Here is a 22,225-nt window from a genome sequence, read left to right on the forward strand (position 1 = left end):
CCCCGATCCTGGCTAGGCCGAGCAGGTCTCGCGCATCGGGGCCGGCAGGGATTCCCAGATGCGAACCAGATCGCCGATCGAGCTCGCCTGCATCTTGCGCATCACGTTGGCGCGGTGCAGCTTTACTGTCACTTCGCTGATGCCGAGATCGAAGGCGATCTGCTTGTTCGCACGGCCGCGCGCAACCTCGTAGAGCACCCGGCGTTCGCGCGGAGAAAGCGATTCCAGCCGTCGGACCGTGCGTTCGGCGGCCCGGGCATCGGCGCGTTGCGCGAGATCCTTCCTGATCCCGGCGGTCACCGCATCCAGCAGGGTTTGATCGCGCACCGGCTTGGTCAGAAAGTCGACGGCGCCGGCCTTCATGGCCTGGACCGTCATCGGGATGTCGCCGTGGCCGGTCAGGAACACGATCGGCTTGCGCTTGCCGTTCGCTGCGAGTTGGTGCTGCAGATCGAGACCGCTCGATCCCGGCATCCGAACGTCGAGAATCAGGCACCCGGGCCTCTCCCATACGCTTGCCGCGAACAGTTCTTGCGGCGAGGCAAAGCAGGCGCACTCCATGCCGGCCGACAACATCAGTTCCTGCACGCCTTCGCGAACCGCCGGATCGTCGTCCACGATGATGACAAGCGGCCGCTCGGCCTCGTCGTTTGGCCGCATCCGACCCGAATCGGGGTTCTGCGACGTCTCGAGTTCATGTGTCATATCTTCCTCCTCATCGGACTAGCGCCACGCGCCAGTTCCCCGATTAGAACAGTTGCTCCGGCATCTTTGGGTCGTCACCAACGACGGCGATGACCGACGTTCGATGCGCGGTCATCACACTGCGACGGCCTCGTCGGCCTCCACCGGCAATGTGAACGTGAACGTTGTCTCGCCGGCAGGGCCGGTCTCCGTCCACAGCCGGCCGCCATGGGTTTCGACAATGGAGCGGCAGATTGCGAGCCCCATTCCCATGCCGTCCGTCTTCGTCGTTACGAACGGCTCGAATATCCGGTCCGGCGATTCCACCCCGGGACCGCGATCGCTGATCTCGATCCGCACGCTGCCGCCGGATCTGCGCGCGCGGATGGCAAGCGGCTTGGCGTCTCCGAGGCCCTCCATGGCCTCGATCGCATTGCGTATGAGATTGATCAAGACCTGCTGGATCTGGATCCGGTCGCAGACCACGGCGGGCAGGGCGGCCTCGATCTGCATCGCGACGCTGACGCGGCTCTGCCGTGCGGCGTCGATCATCAGATCACGTGCTTCCGCGATGATCTCGCCGAGCGTCGCGCGTCGCTTCTCTTGCGTCGATTGTTTGAACAGTGCGCGAATGCGGCTGACCACGTCCGCGGCTGCATTGGCGTCGCGAATGATGCGCGTAACGATCAGTTGCGCGCGTTCGACATTCGGCGCATCCGCGGCCAGCCACCGTTGGCAGGCGTGCGAATTGGCGACGATGGCGGCGAGAGGCTGATTGACCTCGTGGGCGATCGAAGCGGAGAGCTCCGCCAGGCTGGCCGCCTGGCTTGCGCGTCCCAGGGTGTCCCGGGTTCGCCGCAGATCGTCCTGCGCCTGGACTTGATCTTCGATATCGAGACAGACGCCGTACCATTGCACCACGACACCTTCAGCATTGCGCATCGGCGCAGCGCGTGCCTCCACCCAGCGATGCACGCCGTCCGAGCGACGAAGCCGATGTTTCAACGAGAACGGCTCGCCGCTCACCATCGAACCGCGAACCGCGTCGGTGACGACGACGGCGTCATCCGGATGCACGATGATCTTGATCGTCGCTGCGAGCCGTCCAGCGTCGAGATGACTCAATTGGTCAATCGACAGCCCCGTGAATTGCGCCATTCGCTTGTTGAAGTAGGTGGGTTCGCCGTCCGGGGCCAGGCTCCAGATGAGGCCGGGTACCGAATCGACCAGTCGGGACAGTTGCTGTTCGCGTTCGAGCAGGGCTGCCTCGGCCTGCTTCTCGTCGTCGACATCGATGGTGGTGCCGTACCAGGCGGCAATCCGCCCGTCCTGATCGCGTTCGGGCGATGCGAAATTGCGGAACCAGCGATAGACGCCGTCCGCCATCGCAATGCGATGCTCCAGATCATAGTGATCGCCGGTCGCGAGGCTGTGCTGCCAGGCTGCCACGAGCCGATCATAGTCATCGGGATGAGCGAGGTTTCTGACGCCGAAGGCGTCCCGTCCAAGCGGCGACAGGTCCTTCTTGGAGAGCCCCGTGAGGGTCCTGATACGGCGGCTCATATAGAGAAATTTGCCGCGGGCATCGGTCGACCATGCGAGCGCCGGCATGCTTTCGATGATGCGCAGTGCCTGCTCGGCCTTGTCTGTGCGCTTCGTCCGCCGGCGCCCGGACCAGATGCAGCAGATGCCGACTAGAATGCAACAGCACGCCGCGACGGCAGCCCAGAGGCCGGTCAGCCCAAGCGCCGACCCAGCCAGCAGCAGTCCGACACCGCAACCCGACAGGGCGAAGCCGAAATCCTCAGCGAAACGCGACGTGCCCGTCATCGGCCGCTCTCCCGCTTCGACCTGCGCGGTCGTCGCTTCGGCGACTTGTTGGGACCGTCGGTCGGGTCGGATCTTCGGGGGCGATCCTTGACGCGGTCGCTGATCCAGTCCTGGACGTCCCCGAAGAACGCTGCGGGTGCGGTACGCCCGAAACGCTGCGCAACGTCGGCGAGGGTCTGTTCGGCCAGGGCGTCGCGCATGGCCTTCTCCGCGCGAAGCATTACGGCGTGAACGGCGCACGTTCCCTTCGCGGCCCATGTCGGCGGTCTTGCGCCGAACAGCTGACATCGCAAGCGGACATCCTGGCAGTCGAACAGCGGCTTATCGCCCTCGATGGCATCGACGATGTCCAGGAAGCTGATCTGTTTCGGCGCCTTCGCGAGCACATATCCGCCTCTGGCGCCTTCGGATGCCCTTACGATGCCGGCCTTCTCCAGCTTCGGAAATATCTTGGCGACGAAGCTCGGCGAAATGCCCTGCAATTCGGCGAGGTCACGGCTGCTCAACGGCTTGTCGCCGGAGCCGACCAGCCACAGCAGGCAATGGATGCCGTATTCGACGCTCACGGTGACGTGTGCCATGACGCGGACTATATCAGTCCGAGTTTTGCCATGCAATACGCGGATAGCATTTGTCCGAGTTATGCGGATCCACGACGCCGTGATGGCGGCGATGCGTCGATGCCGCCCTAAGCTGCTGAAGCGGCAACGTATTCCGGCGCATGCGTTGGCGTTCCCTCGGCGTGCGGGGCCCAGTCGACCTAACCCTCGGTACAGGCAACCTATCCTCGCGCACGGTATCGGCGGTTTGACGAACGTGGCAGTCGCTTCGATCGAAATTTCCTGCTCCGAAGACGAGCCCGATACCATGACCGAGCTGCTGTTGCGTGATGTCTCAGAGAGTTTGCCGCCTTCGTCCGAGGCGCGTCAGGCCAAGCAGCCGAGTACCGAGCATCGTGCCGCCGATGTGGAGATGGCGCGCGTGCTCGGCACCACTCCGTTTCGCATGGCCTTGGATGCCGCCGGTGGCGGGATCGCCCACTGGAAACACGAGCCGCTGCACGACGTCGTCGAGCCCATGAGCCACCACGTGATCATGGCCTACAATGGTACGATGCAGCGCATGGAGCGCCGGTCGGGACGGTCGGTCGCAATCGGCACGTTTCGTCCCGGGGTCCTGATCATCATACCCGAGGGATCAAGCTCCCGATGGGATATTCCGAAACCCGTTGACGTCGTTCAGCTCTATCTTCCCCGGACGACGCTCGCGCGCGTCGCCGACGAGGCCGACGTCCCATCGACTGATCTGCTAGAGCGGACGGCGCATCCGGACCCCATTACGTCCCGATTGCTGTTGAGCGCGGCGGATGCGCTGCAGGGCAACGAGGCCCTCGATACGTTGTTCAGGCAGCAACTGACGGATCTTCTGGCCACGCGGCTGCTGGCGGCCCACACCGGCGCGCCGGCGCCGGTCCGGTCGGTTGGCGGCGGCTGGCGCCGCAGGCGCTGCGCCGTGCCATCGAGCGGTTGCGCTCGGACGGCGAGGCCGACGTCTCGCTCGCGGCATTGGCAACGGATGTCGGCCTATCGCGCTTTCACTTCTGCCGCGCCTTCAAGGAAAGCACCGGGCTCTCGCCGCATGCTTGGCTGCGCCAGCACCGGCTCGAGCAGGCCATGAACATGCTGCGCGACACCGATGCATCCGTCGTCTCAGTCGCCGCGGCACTCGGTTACGGCTCGCAGACCTCATTTGCCGCCGCGTTCCGGAAGCTGACCGGTGAGACCCCGAGCGATTGGCGGCGGCGGCTGCGGTAGCCGCAATCGCTCTTCAGGTCAGGCAATCGCTCTTGGGCGCTCACAAGCCCCATTCGCTAGATCACCGTGGCGCCCATGCGAACAACGGAGACAAGCGATGGTTTGGAAGGATTTCGGCAGTTCTCTTGCAATCACGCGCCGACGGCGGATTGTGGCGACTGCGCTCATGTACGGGCTGACGCTGACCGTTCGCTTGACGTCGACAACGAGTGCAGACACGGATGCTTCGGCACAGGCGTTTCAGGGTGCCAATCCCATCACGTCGGTCATGATCAACGACAACGCCCCGATCGTTGACGGGGACTGGCTCGCGGCCGCGGTCCAACCGATCGCCTTCCGCCGCGGCGGATCGCTCGCCTCTGACGCGTGTCGTCCAGCTTGCGAGACGGCCGCTCCAACGTCGTTCGTGTCGGGCTGCGCCGAGCGTCGCTAGGCGGTCGCCGCATTGCCTCACCCCATTCGCGCCGAGATCGCCGCAAGACCCATCAGCGGCGGCGACGCGCGGACATCAGAGACTGCCAACCCAAAGGAGATATTATATGCGACTGGTTATCGTCGGAGCCGGCTTTGCCGGCATGTATGCCGCACTATCTGCAGCCCGCCTGCGCGACATCCAGGGCGTATCGCCCGAGGAACTCGAGATCGCGCTGGTCGCGCCGCAGCCGACCCTCGTGGTCCGCCCGCGGCTCTACGAGCCGATGCCGGAAACGCTCACCGCGCCGCTGCTCGACATCTTCAACGCGATCGACGTCGTCTATGTGCAGGGCAGCGCCGAGGCGATCGACACCAAGGCGCGCACCGTGCAGATCGTCACCGCCAGGGACGCGCGCAAGACGCTGCCCTACGACCGGTTGGTGGTGGCGACCGGGAGCCGGCTGTTTCGTCCGAACGTGCCGGGCCTTGCCGAGCACGGCTTCAGCGTCGACAGCCTCGAGGACGCGGTCGCGCTCGACCGGCATCTGCACGGCCTCGCCAGGCAGCCGGCCTCGGCAGCGCGCGACACCGTCGTCGTTGCCGGCGGCGGCTTCACCGGCATCGAGGCGGCGACCGAGATGCCGGCGCGCCTGCGGGACATCCTCGGCAAGGACGCGAAGCCCCGCGTCGTCATCGTCGATCGCGGCGCTGCGATCGCGCATGACATGAGTGCGGATGCACGCCCGGTCATCGAGGACGCGATGCGCAAGCTCGGGGTCGAGGGCCGGTTCGGCGCCGGCGTCGCCGAGATCAGCAAGTCCGGCGTCACGCTCTCCAATGGCGAGCATATCGAGGCCGCGACCGTGGTGTGGTCGGCCGGCCTTCGCGCCGCGCCGCTGACCCAGCAGGTCCCTGCCGAGCGCGACAATTTCGGCCGGCTGCTGGTCGATCGCGAGCTGCGCGTGCCGTCGGTTGCAGGCGTGTTCGCCACCGGCGATGCGGCGCGGGCCGCGTGCGACGACGTCGGCAACTATGCGCTGATGTCGTGCCAGCACGCGACGCGGATGGGCGCCTTCGCCGGCAACAATGCCGCGGCCGAGCTGCTCGGCGTCCCGACCAGGCCGTATCATCAGAAGGTCTACGTCACCTGCCTCGACCTCGGCGAGGCCGGCGCGCTGTTCACCCGCGGCTGGGAACGCAAGGTCGAACTGGTCGCGACGTCGCCAAGAAGACCAAGCGGGAGATCAACACCGTCTGGATCTATCCGCCGCGCGCCGAGCGGGCGGCAGCGCTCGCAGCCGCCGATCCGGAGCGCGTCGTCGATCTCTGAGGCTGGTTGGTCGATGGCCGCGCCTTGCACAGGGCGCGGCCATCGATTCAGTTTAGAACCATCCTAACGACAGCGCCGAAAGACGGGACGCATCGTCGCAGGTCGCGGCGGCCTTCGTTGCGCGATCGCAACACGATCAATGATAAGCCCGTTACTGGATGAGTTCTAATCGACGCGCTGCTGCGCGCATCCGACATCGTGTTAGGCAAGAATGGAGACTCCGGAATTAGGTAGCGACGTTGACTGCGACGACCAAATCCCTGCGGCGATGGGGCGCCGTCCACAAATGGACCAGCCTGATCTGCACATTGTTCATGCTGCTGCTGTGCATCACCGGCCTGCCGTTGATCTTCCATGATGAGATCGACGATCTCCTGCACAGTTCGGTCAAGCCGGCCGAAATGCCGGCCGGCACGCCGCCGGCCAATCTCGACCATCTGCTCGCCAACGCGCTCGCGCAGGCGCCGGGCAAGGTACCGCACTTTCTGATCTGGGATCGCGACGAGCCCGGCGCGATATGGGTCAGCGTCGGCCCGACGATCGACGCCGATCCGGTCAACAACCTCTTGATCCGGATGGACACGCATAGCGGCGCCTATCTCGATTCCCCCGATGTGACCGGCCGCTTCACCTACATCATGCTGAAGCTGCACACCGACATGTTCGCGGGGCTACCCGGCAAGCTGTTCCTCGGCTTGATGGGCATCCTGTTCTGCGTCGCGATCGTTTCCGGCATCGTGGTCTACGCGCCGTCGATGCGGAAGCTGCGCTTCGGCGCCTACCGTGCGCAGCGCACCCGCGTCGTGCGCTGGCTCGACGTGCACAATCTCGCCGGCATCCTGCTGGTCGCCTGGACGCTGGTGGTGGGCTTCACCGGCGTCATCAACACCTGGGCGGACCTCGTGCTCAAGATGTGGCAGTTCGGCCAGCTCGCCGAGATGACCGCGCAGTACAAGGACCGCCCGGTGCCGTCGAAGCTGACCTCGCTGAACGGCGCGGTCGAGGTGGCGAGGCATACGGTGCCCGGCATGACGCCGAGCTTCGTCGCATTCCCGGGGACCCTGTTCAGCAGCAAGAGCCACTATGCGGTGTTCCTGCACGGCGATACGCCATTGACCTCGCGGCTCCTGAAGCCCGCGTTGATCGATGCGGAGACCGGCACGCTGACCGACAGCCGCGACATGCCCTGGTATGTGTCGACATTGTACATCTCGCAGCCGCTGCATTTCGGCGACTATGGCGGCATGCCGCTCAAGATCGTCTGGGCGCTGCTCGACATCCTCACCATCTTCATCCTCGTCACCGGCGTGTATTTGTGGATGCGCCGGCGCAAGGCGGGCGTGAGCCAAGAGCGCGCCATCGCCAACGCCGGCGCGATCGACAAGCCCGCGTTCACCGCGTGACGTCAGCATGGTCGCACATCGCTCATTGACCCAGATCTTCGTCGCCCCGCTCGTGATCGCAATCGTGAGCACGGTGGGCTTGATCAGCGCGCTGGTCGGTGACGGCTGGTGGGATGCCGTCTCATGGGCGGCGCTCGGCCTGCCGGTGCTGCTCTATCTCGTGTTCATCTGGCGCCGCCGGCCGAATTGAGCCAAGCACGCCCCCGATCGCGGCTCGAGGATACTTGCCGGAGTGACGGAGCCTCACTCCGGAAGCCCCGCCATCCGCAAGGGAGTGACCAATGCGTCCAGGTCGTCTTGCCGGCGATACGGAAGCAGCCGCGCCCAGCGCGCCAGGGTGAAATTGGGATGGCCCCCCAGCAAGTCGGCCGCGGCGGCGCGCGCTTCGTCCTGCCGGCCGAGATTCCAGAGCGTCGCTATGAGCGTCGATTGCGCGGTCAGCCAGAGCGGCCGCTGTTTCAATACGTGGGAGGCAATCTCGTGCGCCACCGTGAAATCGCCGAGATGGAATCTTGCTCGCGCTTCGTCGACCATGGATTCATTGCGCTCGATCGGACTGAGCCGCTGGGCGTGCTCTTCATAGACGACGGCCTTTCGGAAATTGCCAGCATAGCCGTGATACATGCCAGCCATGTGATGGGCATCGGAGCTGCTGGGAGCGAGGCTGATCGCCGTTTCTCCTGCCGCCACGGCCTCGTCATGGCGGCGTTGAAAGGTGCGAACATAGCCGATGACCAGGTATGCTTCGCCGAAGCTGGTGTCGGCGGCGAGCGCCCGATCGGCGCAGTCCAGCGCGGCCTGATACGTTTCATTTTCGGCTTTCGTCCAACCGAAGCGCGCTTGATCGGTCAGAGTGAGGCCCAACAGATAGAGTGCCGGCATAAAGGCGGGGTTGATCTCCAGCGCTTGCTCAAAAAGCTTCCGGGCTTGTGCGTGGGTTTGCCTTGAGAAATTGACGTAGAGTGCGCGTCCCTTCAAAACATACTCATAAGCCAGTGGACTGCCGGAGCGTTTTCTCCATATCCGTGCGCGTTCGCCGACCGTCAACTGGACTTCAAGTGCTTCGACGATCTCTTGCGTAATTCGATCCTGAAGATCGAACACGTCGTCCAGGTCTCCGTCAAAGCGATCCGCCCAGAGGTGGCCGCCGTCGCGACCATCGATCAACTGCGCCGTCAACCTGACGCGATTGCCGATCTTTCGAACGCTTCCTTCCAGCAGATACCGAGCGCCCAGTATCTGGCCGATCTCGCGAATGTCCCTGTTCTGCCCTTTGAACGCGAAGCTCGAGTTGCGAGCGATCACCATCAATTCCTGAATCTTTGACAGGGTCGTGAGGACGTCTTCCGCAATCCCGTCCGCGAAATACTCCTGCTCGCTGTCGCCGCTCATGTTCTGAAACGGCAATACCGCGATAGACGGTTTTCCGGAGGATGGGCGGAGATGGTGCGACTCCGCGGCAGCCGGATGACGCTCAGGCGAAGTTCCGGCGCCGATCTTCATTCGCCAGGCGCGGACCGGCTCGGCGATGTTTTTCAGGTTCTGCTGGCCCATGTCTTCGAAAGTTGCTTCGACCTTGCTCCGGACTTGCCGGTAGGCGTCGTCGGACAGGCATATGCCGCCCGGGTCGGCAATGCTCTCGAGCCGAGCGGCGATATTGACGCCATCGCCGAAGATGTCGCCGCTGTCGATGATGATGTCTCCGACGTGAATGCCGATGCGAAACTCGATCCGCTGCTGTGGCGCTGCGGAGGCGTTCTGCTCCGCCATTCTGCTCTGAACCTCCGCGGAGCTGCGCACGGCATCGACGGCACTACCGAATTCGACCAGCATGCCGTCGCCGGTCGTCTTGACGATGCGGCCTCGATGAGCGGCGATCGTCGGGTCGATGAGCTCCTTTCTGATGGCCTTGAGCCGGGCGAGCGTGCCTTCCTCGTCAATTCCCATCAGACGACTGTAGCCGGCGACATCCGCCGCCAACACTGCTGCCAGTCGCCTTTCCACTCGCTCGGGTGCCACGGAACTGTCCTAGCAGGAAGTTCAAGCCAGGGGATTAAAGCACGCCGGGTTGCCTCCGGGCTAGGGGCGCCGCGCCCTGACCGGCCGTTCGAAACGCTAGATCAGCGCTTCGGCGCGCAGCGTCGTCTCGATCTCGCCGAGGACGCGCGCCAGCCGCTCGGCCCATGCGGTCTCGCCGGCCTGGTCGGAGATCAGGTCCTGACGGATCTCGATGCCCGAATTCATCAGGCCGCGCTTCTCGCCATGCACCGGGATCGTGTAGTCGGTCTCGTCGCTGACCGCGTAGGGCTCGTTGTCGCCGACCACGAGATCGCCCTCGGCGCGCAGATGCTTCAGCAGCAGCGGCGGCAGAGCCTTGTCGTGGTGATACAGCGTGCCGATGTGCCAGGGACGTGCGATGCCGGCATAGACCGGCGTGAAGCTGTGCAGCGACACCAGCACGGTCGGCATGCCCTGTCGCGCACGTTCGTCGATGATGTCGTCGATGCGCTGGTGATAGGGATCGAAGATCTGCGCGCGGCGTATCTCGGCGGCCTCGCGTGACAGGCCTTCATTGCCCGGAACGGTGGTGGCTTCGCTGATCAGCGGGACCGAGCTTGCGACATGCGGCGGCCGGTTGCAGTCGATCACCAGCCGCGAGTAGCGTTGCGCGATCAGGTGCGCGCCGAGCAGGTCGGAGAGCTGCGTGGCGACGCCGGCGATGCCGATGTCCCAGGCGATGTGCCGGACCAGCTCGCTTTCGGGCAGGCCGAGATCGCCGAGCGGGGAGGGAATCAGCCTGCCGTAATGATCGCAGGTGAATAGGAACGGCGAGCGGCCGGCCGCATTACGTTCAAGAACCGGTGAAACATCGGTGCTTGCGAGCAGAAACGATGGACCGCCGCCGTCATTCAAGGGCTTTTTTCCTCAACTTTGCCTATTCAAGCGGCATGCTGGTTTGGAATCGAGCAGCTTTCTCTATAGATTATGCGGCCCGAAATCACGATGATTGTTTGAAGATGCCGCTCCTGACTATTCATCACAAGACCGTTTATCGCTACGCGCGCCCGGTGGCGTTCGGCGAACACCGCATCATGCTGCGCCCCCGCGACGGCCATGATCTGCGCGTCCTCGACGGTGCGCTTGTGATCAATCCGCAGCCGATGTCGCTGCGCTGGATTCACGACGTGTTCGGCAACAGCGTCGCGATCGCGGCCTTCGACGAGCGCGCCGATACGCTGTCCTTTGTCTCGACCGCGACGGTGGAGCACAATCCCGCCGACAGGTTCGCACTGACGCCGGACGACCCTGCGTACTTCTATCCGTTCCTCTACGACGACGAGGAATTCCCCGATCTGCAGCAATTCATCACGCCGCAATATGGCGACCCGAACGGCGAGCTGTCGGCCTGGGCGCGGCGCTTCCTCGATGTCGAGGCGCCGACGCTGACCTTCAAGATTCTCAGCGACATGACCCACGGCATCCGCGAGGCGTTCAGCTACCGCAAGCGGTACGAGCAGGGCACCCAGCATCCGCTCGACACGCTGCGCACGCAGTCCGGCACCTGCCGCGACTACGCGCTGTTCATGATCGAGGCGCTGCGCCGGCTCGGCATCGCCGCGCGCTTCGTCTCCGGCTATCTCGCGATGCCTCCGGGCAGCGCGCATGGCTATGTCGGCGGCGGCTCGACCCACGCCTGGGTGCAGGTCTATCTGCCGAGCGCGGGCTGGATCGAGTTCGATCCGACCAACGGCATCGTCGGCACGCGCGATCTGATCCGCGTTGCGGTGGCGCGCGATCCGCGCCAGGCGATCCCGCTGCATGGCGTCTATCTCGGCGCTGCGGATGCCTTTCTGGCGATGGACGTCGACATCAAGGTCGTCTCCGTCGGCGAGAGCGTGGCGGAGCGGGAGACGGTCTGACGATGCAGATCAAGGTCGGCTTCGAGATCACCTACACGGCGCCGCAGCCGACCCCGATGGTGATCATGCTGTCGATCCATCCGTCGCGCTACGCCGACGTCGTCGGCACCGAGCGCATTGCGACCGAGCCGGATGTCCCGATCGGTCTCTATCGCGACGGCTTTGGCAATGTCTGCGGGCGGCTCGTTGCCCCCAGCGGCGGCGTCACTTTCCATGGCAGTGCGCTGGTGCGCGATTCCGGATTGCCTGATGTCGTCAACCCGGCGGCGCAGCAGCTCCCGGTCGAGCAACTGCCCGACGACATGCTGCTCTACCTGATGCCGAGCCGCTATTGCGAGACCGACAAGCTGACCGACATCGCCTGGTCGCTGTTCGGCAACACACAGCCCGGCTGGGCGCGGGTGCAGGCGATCACCGATTTCGTGCATCACCATGTGACATTCGGCTATCAGCACGCCCATCACATGAAGTCGGCGCATGATGTCTATGAGAGCCGCGCCGGTGTCTGCCGCGACTTCGCGCATCTGGCGCTGACGTTCTGCCGCTGCATGGGCATTCCGGCGCGCTATTGCACCGGCTATCTCGGCGACATCGGGGTGCCGCCGGATCCGGCGCCGATGGATTTCTCCGGCTGGTTCGAGGTCTATCTGTCGGGCCAGTGGTACACCTTCGACGCCCGCCACAATACGCCGCGGATCGGCCGCATCCTGATGGCGACCGGCCGCGACGCCGCCGACGTCGCGCTCACCACGAGCTTCGGCCGCATGACGCTGGCGAAGTTCGTGGTGGTGACGGATGAGGTGGTGGCGGCTTGAGCTGTTTTCCCCGTCATTGCGAGGAACGTTAGCGACGAAGCAATCCATGTCTCCGCACGCTGCGCAATGGATTGCTTCGCTTCGCTTGCAATGACATAGAGAGCCATGACTTCCGATCTCCTCTTCGTCTACGGCACGCTGATGCGCGGCTTCGACCATCCGATGGCGAAGCTGCTCGCGGGCAATGCGGAATTCCTCGGGCCGGCGCAGTGCCGCGGCCGGCTCTACCTCGTGAAGCATTATCCGGGCCTCGTCGTGTCGGACGATCCCGCCGATATCGTGCACGGCGAACTGTTCCGCCTGCGCGAGCGCGAGGCGATGCTGCGCGAATTCGACATGTACGAGCCTGCGGCGAGGGCTTCCCGCAACCGACCGAATATCTCCGCGAGATGCTGAAGGTCACGCTTGCCGACGGCAGCGTGAGCGAGGCGTGGACCTATCTCTACAACTGGCCGGTCACCGAGCTGCCGCGGATCGCGTCAGGAAAATTCTTGGAGCACTAGCGAGTGTGGAGATCGGGCGGCATCGGAACCGCGTCCCCTCTCCCGCTTGCGGGGGAGGGCTAGGGTGGGGGCTGCAGCGCGATCGATTCAATACAGCATGACAGCGCGCGGCGCGCTTCACACTTCCCGCTCGACGCGAATGTCGACCTCGCGCTCGACAAAGCTCCATTCCTCGGTCGCGCGCAGCATGGCGACCAGTTCGTCGAACAGGCTGGCATGCTCGGGGGCGAATTCGAACCAGGTCAGGAAGTCGAAGGGCATGCCGAGGTCGCGGGCGTGAAACAACTGGCGGGCGATTGCCGGCAGGTATTTCAAGGTCCCGGCGATGTGGTGCGACTTGTCCTCGAAGATCGCCCGCCGCTCCTCCTGGGTCAGCTCCCACCACGCCGCGGATTTCCGGATCGGGATCAGCGCTGCGTGCGTCGCCTCGCTGCGGCCGAGCGCGGCCTGCACGGCGGCAAGCTTCTCGCGCTCTTCCTTCTCGGTGTAGCGCAGATGGCTGGCGACGCCGGCAAGCCGCCAGGAGGTCTGCGCCGGCAGCAGCGGCAGCGCGATCGAGTCGCTCGCAACGATCGACAGCGCCGCGACCTTCGGCAGCGTCTCGCCCTTCACCCGCGTGATGGACGTTACCTGCCAACCGCCGCTCTGACCGCCTCTGAATGTCGTGAACATAGCGCTATCCAATCCCGGAACCGGGGAGGGGGCAAGCTCGCTGCGTGGGCTCTCCACTGTCATTCGGGGTGGCCCGGGGTGTGGATAACGGGTGAAGGCCGACAAACTTGATGGGTTTGGGGCTTCGTCACTATATCGATGTCCGATTGAAGCCGAACCCGAGCCAGATGCGTTTCACGCCCCAATTCCTCGAAGAGCTGCGCGCCCGGCTTCCGGTCTCGGAAGTCGTGGGCAAGCGCGTCAAGCTGAAGAAGGCGGGGCGGGAGTGGAAGGGGCTGTCGCCGTTCCAGCAGGAGAAGACGCCCTCGTTCACGGTCAACGACCAGAAGGGCTTCTACCACGACTTCTCCTCCGGCCAGCATGGCAACATCTTCGACTTCGTGATGCAGACCGAGGGCGTCACCTTCCCGGAGGCCGTCGAGCGCCTGGCGTCGATGGCGGGCATGGCGATCCCGGCGGCGAGCCCGGATGCGGCGCGGCACGAGCAGCGCCGCCGCACCCTGCACGACGTGATGGAACTCGCGACCAAGTTCTTCGCCGACACGCTGGCCTCGCGCAATGGCGCCAAGGCGCGCGGCTATCTCGCCGACCGCGGTATCTCGCCGGCGACCCAGCTCCAGTTCCGGATGGGCTACGCGCCGCCGGATCGCTTTGCGCTGAAGGAGCATCTGGGCGCGCAGGGCATCTCCACCGAGGACATGGTGGAGGCCGGGCTTTTGGTGTCCGGCGAGGACAAGCCGGTGCCGTTCGATCGCTTCCGCGACCGCGTCATGTTCCCGATATCAGACGCCCGCGGCCGCGTTATCGCGTTCGGCGGCCGCGCGCTGGAGAAGGACGTTCCGGCGAAGTACCTGAATTCGCCGGAAACCACGCTGTTTCACAAGGGCGACAATCTCTACAACCTGTTCACGGCGCGCCAGGCCGCGCATGACGGTGCGCAGCTGATCGTGGTCGAGGGCTATGTCGACGTCATCGCGATGGTCACCTCGGGCTTTCCCGGCGCGGTTGCGCCGCTCGGCACGGCGCTGACCGAGAACCAGCTCGCGCTGCTCTGGAAGATGGTCGACGAACCGATCCTCTGCTTCGACGGCGACCGCGCCGGCAAGAAGGCGGCTTATCGTGCTGCGGACATTGCCTTGCCGCAGCTCAAGCCCGGCAAGAGCCTGCGGATCGCGCTGCTGCCGGAAGGCCAGGACCCCGACGATCTGGCACGCTCCGGCGGCCGCGCCGCGATCGAAGACGTGATCTCGGCGGCGCGCCCGCTCGCCGAGATGATCTGGTCGCGCGAGATCGAGGGCGGCAATTTCGACACCCCCGAGCGCCGTGCGGCACTGGAGGCGCGGATCGGCGAACTGACCAACGGCATTCAGGACGAGGTGGTGCGCCGCTATTACCGGCAGGACCTGCATGAGCGGCTGCAGCGCAATTTCGCCCCGGAGGGCGGACGTGGCGGCTATGGCCGCGGCGGCGGCTTCGGCAGGGGCAATTTCGGCGGCGGCCGCGGCGGCGAATCACCCCGTCAGTTTGTCCCGCGCGGACCGGGCCAGGGCGGCCGGTTCGGCGCCAAGGGCGGCGCCGCCCCCGGGATTGCACGGGGTCCCTACCAGGCCGCGAGCCCCCAGCTCGCCAACAGCCCGATCATGCGCGGCCAGCGCAGCGCGATCTCGCGTCGCGAGGCCCTGATCCTGCAATGCCTGATCAATCACCCCTGGCTGCTGCACGACCATCTCGAGGAGGTGGCAGCGCTGGAGCTCGCCCATCCCGAGGCCCACAAGCTCCGGGCCGCCATTATCGCGGCCTTTGCCCACGACCATCACCATTCCCCTGACGTCGAGGAGCAGGCCGAGAAGATGCGATCCGACCTCGAAGCGGGCGGATTATCTCAGATTCTTCAAAGGGTTGAGCGGGCGATCACAACCCAGGCGGTGTGGGGGGCGCAGGTTGGCGCCGCGCGTGAGGACGTTTTATCGACCTGGCGTCAACTCGTTGCCTTGCATCAGAAAACCCACGCCTTACTTAGGGAAAGAAAAGATGCGGAAGCAGCCTTGGCTGAAGACTCCAGCGAGGCCAATCTGGCATGGTTGCAGGATATCCAGGCCCGGATGGCAGAAGCCGATGGGACCGAAGCCCTGATTGAAGGGTTCGGCGAATTATCGGGCCGGTTCCAGCGTAATGTCTGATAACAAAAATGCTGCGGACGGCGCTGGCCGAACCCGCAAAAAGACTCGCCAAATCCATGGTTTGGCTGCAAAAACAGGGTTAAGCGAAACTTAATAGCCTCGCGGCTATTGCAGATGGAAACCGTCGAGACGGATGACAGGGGTGGCGAGATTTTGCGCCGCCCTTTGTGCGTCGAGAGAGTAAATCTAGATTTCGTGCGGATGCGCGTGCGTGGCGCCATTTTGCATGACCGCGTTTCGGGAGCTTAGTGAATGGCCACCAAGGCAAAGACGCTGCAGGTTAAGGACAAGGAAAAAGACGACAAGGCAGCGGATGCTCCTGAGAAGGATTCCGCCGACGCGCCGTCGCCGTTGCTCGACCTGTCGGATGCCGCGGTGAAGAAGATGATCAAGCAGGCCAAGAAGCGCGGCTTCGTGACCTTCGATCAGCTCAACGAAGTGCTGCCCTCCGATACGACCTCGCCCGAACAGATCGAAGACATCATGTCGATGCTGTCGGACATGGGCATCAACGTCACCGAGGCGGATGACTCTGAAGGCGAGGACGAGAAGGACGACGGCGACGACGAGACCGACAACGAGCTTGTCGAGGTCACGCAGAAGGCCGTCACCGAGGTCAAGAAGTCGGAGCCCGGCGAGCGCACCGACGATCCCGTGCGCATGTATCTGCGCGAGATGGGCACCGTCGAGCTGCTGTCGCGCGAGGGCGAAATCGCGATCGCAAAGCGCATCGAGGCCGGCCGCGAGGCGATGATCGCGGGCCTCTGCGAAAGCCCGCTGACCTTCCAGGCCATCATCATCTGGCGCGACGAATTGAACGAAGGAAAGATCTTCCTTCGCGACATCATCGATCTCGAAGCGACCTATGCCGGCCCTGAGTCCAAGGGCGGCATCAATCCGAACCTGATCGGCAACAACGGTGCCGAGGGCGCTGCCGCTGAAGGCAATGGCGGCGATGCGCAAGCCGGCGCGCCGGCCCATGTCGCGCCGCCCGCAGCCCCGCCGTCGCCGACCCCGTTCCGTGCCGCGCCGGCCGGTGGTGAAGCCGGCGGCGAGGAGAAGGATCCCGCCGAGGCCGCCGCCGAAGGCGACATGGACGACGACGAGTTCGAGAACCAGATGTCGCTCGCCGCCATCGAGGCCGAGCTGAAGCCGAAGGTGGTCGAGACCTTCGACAAGATCGCGTCCGAGTACAAGAAGCTGCGCCGCCTGCAGGAGCAGGACATCGCCAACCAGCTGCAGAGCGAATCGCTGTCGCCCTCGCAGGAGCGCAAGTACAAGAAGCTGAAGGACGAGATCATCGTCGAGGTGAAGTCGCTGCGCCTCAACCAGGCTCGCATCGATTCGCTGGTCGAGCAGCTCTACGACATCAACAAGAAGCTGGTCTCGTTCGAGGGCCGCCTGCTGCGCCTCGGCGACAGCCACGGCGTCGCGCGCGAGGATTTCCTGCGCAACTACCAGGGCTCGGAGCTCGATCCGCGCTGGCTCAACCGTGTCTCGAAGCTCTCGGCCAAGGGCTGGAAGAACTTCGTCCATCACGAGAAGGACCGCATCAAGGACCTGCGCCACGAGATCCAGTCGCTGGCGGCGCTCACCGGGCTCGAGATCGGCGAATTCCGCAAGATCGTGCACGGCGTGCAGAAGGGCGAGCGCGAGGCCCGTCAGGCCAAGAAGGAGATGGTGGAAGCCAACCTCCGTCTCGTGATCTCGATCGCCAAGAAGTACACCAACCGCGGCCTCCAGTTCCTCGACCTGATCCAGGAAGGCAATATCGGCCTGATGAAGGCGGTCGATAAGTTCGAATATCGCCGCGGCTACAAGTTCTCGACCTACGCCACCTGGTGGATCCGGCAGGCGATCACCCGTTCGATCGCCGACCAGGCCCGCACCATCCGCATCCCCGTGCACATGATCGAGACGATCAACAAGATCGTCCGTACCTCGCGCCAGATGCTCAACGAGATCGGCCGTGAGCCGACCCCGGAAGAGCTCGCCGAGAAGCTCGGCATGCCCTTGGAGAAGGTCCGCAAGGTCCTGAAGATCGCCAAGGAGCCGCTGTCGCTCGAAACCCCCGTCGGTGACGAGGAAGACTCGCATCTCGGCGATTTCATCGAGGACAAGAACGCGATCCTGCCGATCGATGCGGCGATCCAGTCCAACCTGCGCGAGACCACGACGCGCGTGCTGGCCTCGCTCACCCCGCGCGAAGAGCGCGTGCTGCGCATGCGCTTCGGCATCGGCATGAACACCGACCACACGCTGGAAGAAGTCGGCCAGCAGTTCTCGGTCACCCGCGAACGCATCCGCCAGATCGAAGCCAAGGCGCTGCGCAAGCTGAAGCACCCGTCAAGGTCGCGCAAGCTGCGGTCGTTCCTCGACAACTGATTCAGTCGATATATCGAAACAAGAACGGCGGGCCTGGGCCCGCCGTTTTTGTTTGTTGGCTGATCATTGTCCCGTCGTCATTCCGGGCTCGCGCTGCGCGCCCCGGAATGACGGAAGAAGTGGCAATGGGAGATGACCGAGCGGGCGGATGGCTCGCGCCGCGCCGGCCTACTTCTTCTTTGCGCCAACCCGCTCGATCGACTTGATCTCGAGCGGCGGGCGGCCGCCCTTTTCGGCGATCTCGCGGTCCTGGTCGCGCAGGAAGGCGCGCACCGGCTCGTCGCCGTCGAGGCCGCCAATGAGCTCCGAGGGCACGCGGCGGTTGGAGCGCTGCGAGCCGTCTTCATAGAAGACGTTGAAGAAGGCGAATTCGCCTTTGGGATTGGTCCCGGGTTTTTTCGGCATGCGCGGCTTGTCCCCGATCGCGGCAAGGCTGTCAAAGCAAATCCCGCGCGTTTGCGCGCTGGGCTGCCCTGCGCAATCCGGCGGCGAAGCGCCCTTGCGATGCGATCGGACGTAATCCGGCGACATGTCAAGCTGACAACGGCCCGCGAGATGTCCACCGTTCTCTGGCGTCCGGTGTCCGTCTCAGCCCTCGAACAGCACGAACGCCGCCCACACGCTGGCGTCCTTGGCGCCCGCGACCTTGCCGTCGCGCGCATCGCGCCGGGTCTGGCGCAGCGCATCGGAATAGGTCAGGCCCTCGGCGAGGTGCTCGTAGAAGCGCACGGTGAAGTTCGCGGTGCCTTCGTCGGCGACCGGCCACAGCGTCAGCAGCGCACGGCGGGCGCCGGCGATGCCGAGTGCGGTCGGCAGCCCGCGCAGGCCGCTGACAAAGCTCTCGTCGCCGCGGCCGGTCTCGCAGGCCGACAGCACCAGCAGATCGAGCCCGGACAGGTCCCAGTCCATCAGCTCGAAGGCATAGAGATAGCCGTCCTTGTCATCGCGCAGCGGCCAGCGGCCGTCGCCGGCGCCCGACAGCACGATGCCGCTCTGCCACAGCGTATCGAGGCCGGACGCGGTGCTGTCGTGGTAGAAGCCGTGGGTCGCCAGATGTGCGATGCGGGCCTTGCCGATCGCCTCGCGCAATGCGGCTTCGCTGACGCCGCTTCCGGTCAGCATCTCGACCGGGGCGCCGCGCGCGCGGGCGAGTTTGGCGATCGCCTCGATCTCGGTCTTGGTGCCGGGCAGCGGCATCGGCCCCGGCTGGCCGTATTCGATGCCGCCGGCCAGCAGCATCGCGCCGGTCCGCTCGAGCTTCTCGCGGGCATGGATCGCGATCAGCGCATCGGGGCTGGTCAGCAGCCGGATCGTGAACTTGTCCTCCAGCAGGCCGCCGTCGGCGCCGGGTAACAGCGAGAACGGCACCGCAAACAGGAATCCGTCCGGCACCACGTAGAGCGTGGTCTTGTCCTTCAGCATGGCCTCCAGCGGCGCGAACAGTCGCGCGTGCAGGTTCTGGAAGCGGCCCTTGGTGTCGAGCGCCCTGGTGTCGGAGCCTCCGGCGTCAATATCGGGGACGGTGGCCCGTGTCGTGCGCAGCCGCGCGATCTCGGTCCGCACGCCGGTGTCGACCGTCTTGCCGGGATCGCCGAGATCGACCACGCGCGGCTCGCTGGTTGCGGTCTCGACGATGGCGTAGAGCACGGTCGCTGCCAGCGGCTCCTTCGACTGCCGGTCCGCCTTCCATTGCCGCGTGATGAAGTAGTTGACGACGGCTTCCTGCGGGGCGAGCAGCTGCGCGGGACGGATCGGGTCTTGCGGCGGCTTCACGCCGATCGCATCGAGCCGCTTGGCCAGCGCCTTCTCGGCCGCGTCCTGCCGCTGCCACACCGATCTCGCCCAGTCGTCGATATTGCCCGACGAGAACAGCTCCTGCTTCTCGCCGTTGAGCCGGAGTGCCGTGCGCACCAGCGCCGCGGTCTCCGCGTCCTTATCCGCGACCTCGGTCTCGAACCGGCGCAGCGCGGTGGCGTCGCCGCCACCGAGCGTCTTCCAGCGCAGCACGGCGGCGGCAAAGGCCGGCTGCGCCACCGTGGAGCCGGCGCCAGTGGCGAAGCGGCCGAATGCGAACAGCAGATGGTCGGCCTGGGCGCGGATCGCCTCCGCGACGGCACGATCGCCCGCGGTGCCGACTTCGCGTTTCATCCAGTCGAACATCTCACGGTCGAGCGCGGTGAAGTTCTGCACCGCGCGGTTCGGATCGACAGCGATCAACGCGGTCGCGATGCCGAGCTTGATCTCGAAGGAGATTGGATGCTGCGCGGTGAAGGCGCGGGTTGCGATGGCCAACGCAATTTCGCGCAGCCGCATGCCCTTGTCGCGTTCGCCGCGCGCCTCGCGCTTGCCGGCGGCCAGCACAGCTGCCTTGATGCGGAGGAAATCGGCAAAGTTCTCCTCATTGGCGACGATCGCCTCCAGTCGTTCCAGGTCGGCCGGCGAGATCGCTGTGTCGCCCGCCGCGAGCATGTCGGTGTAGAACAGCCAGGCATCGGCCTGTCCCGCGAAACCCGGGTCCTTTGGTGCGAGCGCGGTCGCGATCGCCCGATGCCGGCGGAAATAGCGGCGAGCGTCGTCGAAGCGGCCGAGCGCGAGGAAATCCTGTCCGGCATTGTTGACCGTGACCAGCGTGTTGAGATGGTTCTCGCCATAATGCTTGGCGCGACCCTCGATCGCGAACAGGTCGAGCTCGAGCGCCTTCGCCGGCGCGCCGATCTCACGCAGCATGTCGGCATAATTGTTGGCGAGTTTCCAGGTGGTGCGATGGTTGGGCCCGAGCGTCTTCTCTGCAAGCACGAAATTATGCCAGCCGAGGTTGGTCGCGGACGCCGCCGACCCGTTGGCCGACAGTGCGACCGCGAGCTTGTCGTTGGCGATCAGCGACACTTCGGAGCCTTCGCCCCAATAGGCGTTGAAGGCCGCGATCGCCTTCATGTAGAGCGGAACCGCTTCGGCGATCCTGGCGTGGTCGGAGACCAGGATGGCGTACATCAGCAGCAGGTCGGCTTTGCCGGGTGTCGATTGCGCCGCCGCCTTGCTCTGGAATGCGCGCACGAACAGCTTTTCGGCAAGATCGTCGCGCTTGACCGCGCGCAGCGTCGCAGTTGCCTCGAAATACTGCCCCATCGCGAACTGCGCATCGTCGAGCCTGTCGGTGGCGTCGAGCGCGGCATTGAGCTGCGCAAAGCCTTCGTCGATCTTGCCGCTGCGCGTCAGCGCGATGGCGTTCTTCAATTGCGCAGTGACTGTCGGCACGCTGTTTGCGCCCTGCGCCGGCGCTCGCCTGGCGCGGGAGTCCTGCGCGGCTGCACTGTCGACCGGTCCGGTCAGGACAGCGCCGAACGCGAGGATGATGCCAAGCGATGCGGCGGCCCTGCGCACGCGTGCGAAACCCAAGGCGATCGTCATCGGCAGCACATCCTCATTTCAATTCGTCACCGGATGCATCCCCAAATGACGGCGTCGTTGCGGCAGCTTGCCCGGCTTTATCGTCGCGCCTTTGCGTGAACAAGACACGGCGGCCGGCCGTGCGGGCGGAACCGGCTTGCCGGGCTGGTGCCTTCTTGGTCGCCGCCGGCGGCTCCGGCGTTCACGCACGCGCGCTGAGATGCACCGTGTGGTGCGTCGGCTACTTGCATGCCAGCGGCATGATGGAGCCATCGGATGATGTTACCGCCAGCGAGCGGATTTTCGCGGCAACCGCCTTTCGCTTCGAAGCCGAAACGCGCCAGCGCCGAAAGCATTGATTTTTCTGACCTTCGTCACTTGCACCATCCCCTCAGATTCGCGTATGAGGCGCATCCTTAGCTTCATACAACTTTTTTCTTGAGAGCCGATCGCCGATGTCCAACGCCACAAGCGACGCCAACAAGGCGCTCGTGCTCGCGCATTACGACGCCGTGACCAATCGTCTCGATCCCGACGCGATCCGCGCCCAGCTCGCATCCGACTATTTCGACCATGCCGTGGGCAAGCGGATGAGCGCCGAGGAGGTGATCGCGCATGCGTCCGCGATGCACGAGACCTTCGCCGACCTGTCGGCGGTGGCCGAATGCCTGGTGGCCGAGCGCGACATCGTCGCCGGCCGCTTCGTCTGGCGCGGCCGGCACCGCAGCCCGTGGCGCGGCATCGCGCCCACCGGCCGCCATGTCGAATTCCGCGGCATGACGTTCTGGCGGATTCACGACGGCAAGATCTCCGAGCGCTGGGCCGAGATCGACTTTGTCGATCTCGAGCGTCAGCTCAAGGATTGAGGGAATTCTGCACAACTCCGCC

16 protein-coding genes and 3 pseudogenes are annotated in these 22,225 nt (G+C 65.0%); 11 read left to right on the top strand and 8 right to left on the bottom strand.

Translation table 11 applies throughout. From position 1 onward, the window contains the following. Positions 1-12: 12 nt before the first annotated feature. The 3 genes from ALC15_RS20905 to ALC15_RS46365 form a co-directional block, all read right to left on the bottom strand. Positions 13-705, bottom strand: a complete 693-nt coding sequence (locus tag ALC15_RS20905; protein WP_244486178.1) for a response regulator transcription factor — start codon at positions 703-705, stop codon at positions 13-15. Between the two features lie 114 nt (positions 706-819). Beyond that, on the bottom strand, positions 820-2,514 hold the full coding sequence (locus ALC15_RS20910) for a PAS domain-containing sensor histidine kinase (RefSeq protein WP_050628878.1): 1,695 nt from the start codon (positions 2,512-2,514) through the stop codon (positions 820-822). Continuing rightward, positions 2,511-3,095 (bottom strand): RrF2 family transcriptional regulator, encoded by a 585-nt coding sequence (locus ALC15_RS46365; RefSeq protein WP_050628879.1) that lies wholly within the window; start codon positions 3,093-3,095, stop codon positions 2,511-2,513. The genes ALC15_RS20910 and ALC15_RS46365 overlap by 4 nt, the downstream gene beginning before the upstream one ends. Before the next feature lie 286 nt (positions 3,096-3,381). Between ALC15_RS46365 and ALC15_RS20920 the strand changes: the two are divergent. The 5 genes and pseudogenes from ALC15_RS20920 to ALC15_RS20940 all read left to right on the top strand — a co-directional run bounded on the left by ALC15_RS20920 (position 3,382) and on the right by ALC15_RS20940 (position 7,665). Then, a pseudogene (locus tag ALC15_RS20920) lies at positions 3,382-4,328 on the top strand (helix-turn-helix transcriptional regulator). A 97-nt stretch (positions 4,329-4,425) separates the two neighbouring features. Further along, positions 4,426-4,761, top strand: coding sequence for a hypothetical protein (locus ALC15_RS20925; RefSeq protein ID WP_050628880.1), 336 nt, complete (start codon positions 4,426-4,428; stop codon positions 4,759-4,761). A 106-nt stretch (positions 4,762-4,867) separates the two neighbouring features. Beyond that, positions 4,868-6,072 (top strand): annotated as a pseudogene (locus ALC15_RS20930) (NAD(P)/FAD-dependent oxidoreductase). 239 nt (positions 6,073-6,311) lie between these two features. Beyond that, the gene (locus ALC15_RS20935) at positions 6,312-7,475 is read left to right on the top strand and encodes a PepSY-associated TM helix domain-containing protein (RefSeq protein WP_050628881.1); all 1,164 of its coding nucleotides are present in this window, start codon (positions 6,312-6,314) and stop codon (positions 7,473-7,475) included. A 7-nt stretch (positions 7,476-7,482) separates the two neighbouring features. Further along, the gene (locus ALC15_RS20940) at positions 7,483-7,665 is read left to right on the top strand and encodes a hypothetical protein (protein ID WP_050628882.1); all 183 of its coding nucleotides are present in this window, start codon (positions 7,483-7,485) and stop codon (positions 7,663-7,665) included. 53 nt (positions 7,666-7,718) lie between these two features. On the opposite strand, the gene ALC15_RS20945 is transcribed toward ALC15_RS20940, so the two are convergent. Further along, complete coding sequence (locus ALC15_RS20945; RefSeq protein WP_244486179.1) at positions 7,719-9,494, bottom strand: adenylate/guanylate cyclase domain-containing protein; 1,776 nt, start codon at positions 9,492-9,494, stop codon at positions 7,719-7,721. Between the two features lie 96 nt (positions 9,495-9,590). Next, positions 9,591-10,388 carry an N-formylglutamate amidohydrolase gene (locus ALC15_RS20950; RefSeq protein WP_050628884.1) on the bottom strand — a complete coding sequence of 266 codons (798 nt, stop codon included), beginning with the start codon at positions 10,386-10,388 and terminating at the stop codon, positions 9,591-9,593. A gap of 104 nt (positions 10,389-10,492) precedes the next feature. Here ALC15_RS20950 and ALC15_RS20955 point away from each other — a divergent pair, with 104 nt between their 5' ends. The 3 genes and pseudogenes from ALC15_RS20955 (at position 10,493) to ALC15_RS20965 (ending at position 12,713) form a co-directional block, all read left to right on the top strand. Next, positions 10,493-11,395, top strand: coding sequence for a transglutaminase family protein (locus ALC15_RS20955; protein ID WP_050628914.1), 903 nt, complete (start codon positions 10,493-10,495; stop codon positions 11,393-11,395). A 2-nt stretch (positions 11,396-11,397) separates the two neighbouring features. Further along, complete coding sequence (locus tag ALC15_RS20960) at positions 11,398-12,210, top strand: transglutaminase-like domain-containing protein (RefSeq protein ID WP_050628885.1); 813 nt, start codon at positions 11,398-11,400, stop codon at positions 12,208-12,210. 105 nt (positions 12,211-12,315) lie between these two features. After that, positions 12,316-12,713 (top strand): annotated as a pseudogene (locus tag ALC15_RS20965) (gamma-glutamylcyclotransferase family protein). A 117-nt stretch (positions 12,714-12,830) separates the two neighbouring features. Here ALC15_RS20965 and ALC15_RS20970 read toward each other — a convergent pair. Beyond that, the gene (locus tag ALC15_RS20970; protein WP_050628886.1) at positions 12,831-13,385 is read right to left on the bottom strand and encodes a chlorite dismutase family protein; all 555 of its coding nucleotides are present in this window, start codon (positions 13,383-13,385) and stop codon (positions 12,831-12,833) included. A gap of 167 nt (positions 13,386-13,552) precedes the next feature. Here ALC15_RS20970 and dnaG point away from each other — a divergent pair, with 167 nt between their 5' ends. Then, a complete protein-coding gene (dnaG, locus tag ALC15_RS20975) occupies positions 13,553-15,565 on the top strand; it encodes a DNA primase (RefSeq protein ID WP_050628915.1) in 2,013 nt (670 codons plus the stop codon). 252 nt (positions 15,566-15,817) lie between these two features. Further along, positions 15,818-17,950, top strand: coding sequence for an RNA polymerase sigma factor RpoD (gene rpoD, locus ALC15_RS20980; protein ID WP_050628887.1), 2,133 nt, complete (start codon positions 15,818-15,820; stop codon positions 17,948-17,950). Positions 17,951-18,118: 168 nt separating this feature from the next. Here the strand turns inward: rpoD and ALC15_RS20985 are convergent, their stop codons facing one another. Both ALC15_RS20985 and ALC15_RS20990 read right to left on the bottom strand, forming a co-directional pair. Beyond that, complete coding sequence (locus tag ALC15_RS20985) at positions 18,119-18,355, bottom strand: hypothetical protein (protein ID WP_050426044.1); 237 nt, start codon at positions 18,353-18,355, stop codon at positions 18,119-18,121. 183 nt (positions 18,356-18,538) lie between these two features. After that, positions 18,539-21,358, bottom strand: a complete 2,820-nt coding sequence (locus ALC15_RS20990; RefSeq protein ID WP_128089544.1) for a CHAT domain-containing protein — start codon at positions 21,356-21,358, stop codon at positions 18,539-18,541. A 434-nt stretch (positions 21,359-21,792) separates the two neighbouring features. On the opposite strand from ALC15_RS20990, the gene ALC15_RS21000 reads away from it, so the two are divergent. Beyond that, positions 21,793-22,203, top strand: coding sequence for an ester cyclase (locus tag ALC15_RS21000; protein WP_050628890.1), 411 nt, complete (start codon positions 21,793-21,795; stop codon positions 22,201-22,203). Positions 22,204-22,225: the final 22 nt, after the last annotated feature.

Origin of the sequence: Bradyrhizobium viridifuturi (genome assembly GCF_001238275.1) — a bacterium.
Classification (GTDB): Bacteria; Pseudomonadota; Alphaproteobacteria; order Rhizobiales; family Xanthobacteraceae; genus Bradyrhizobium; species Bradyrhizobium viridifuturi.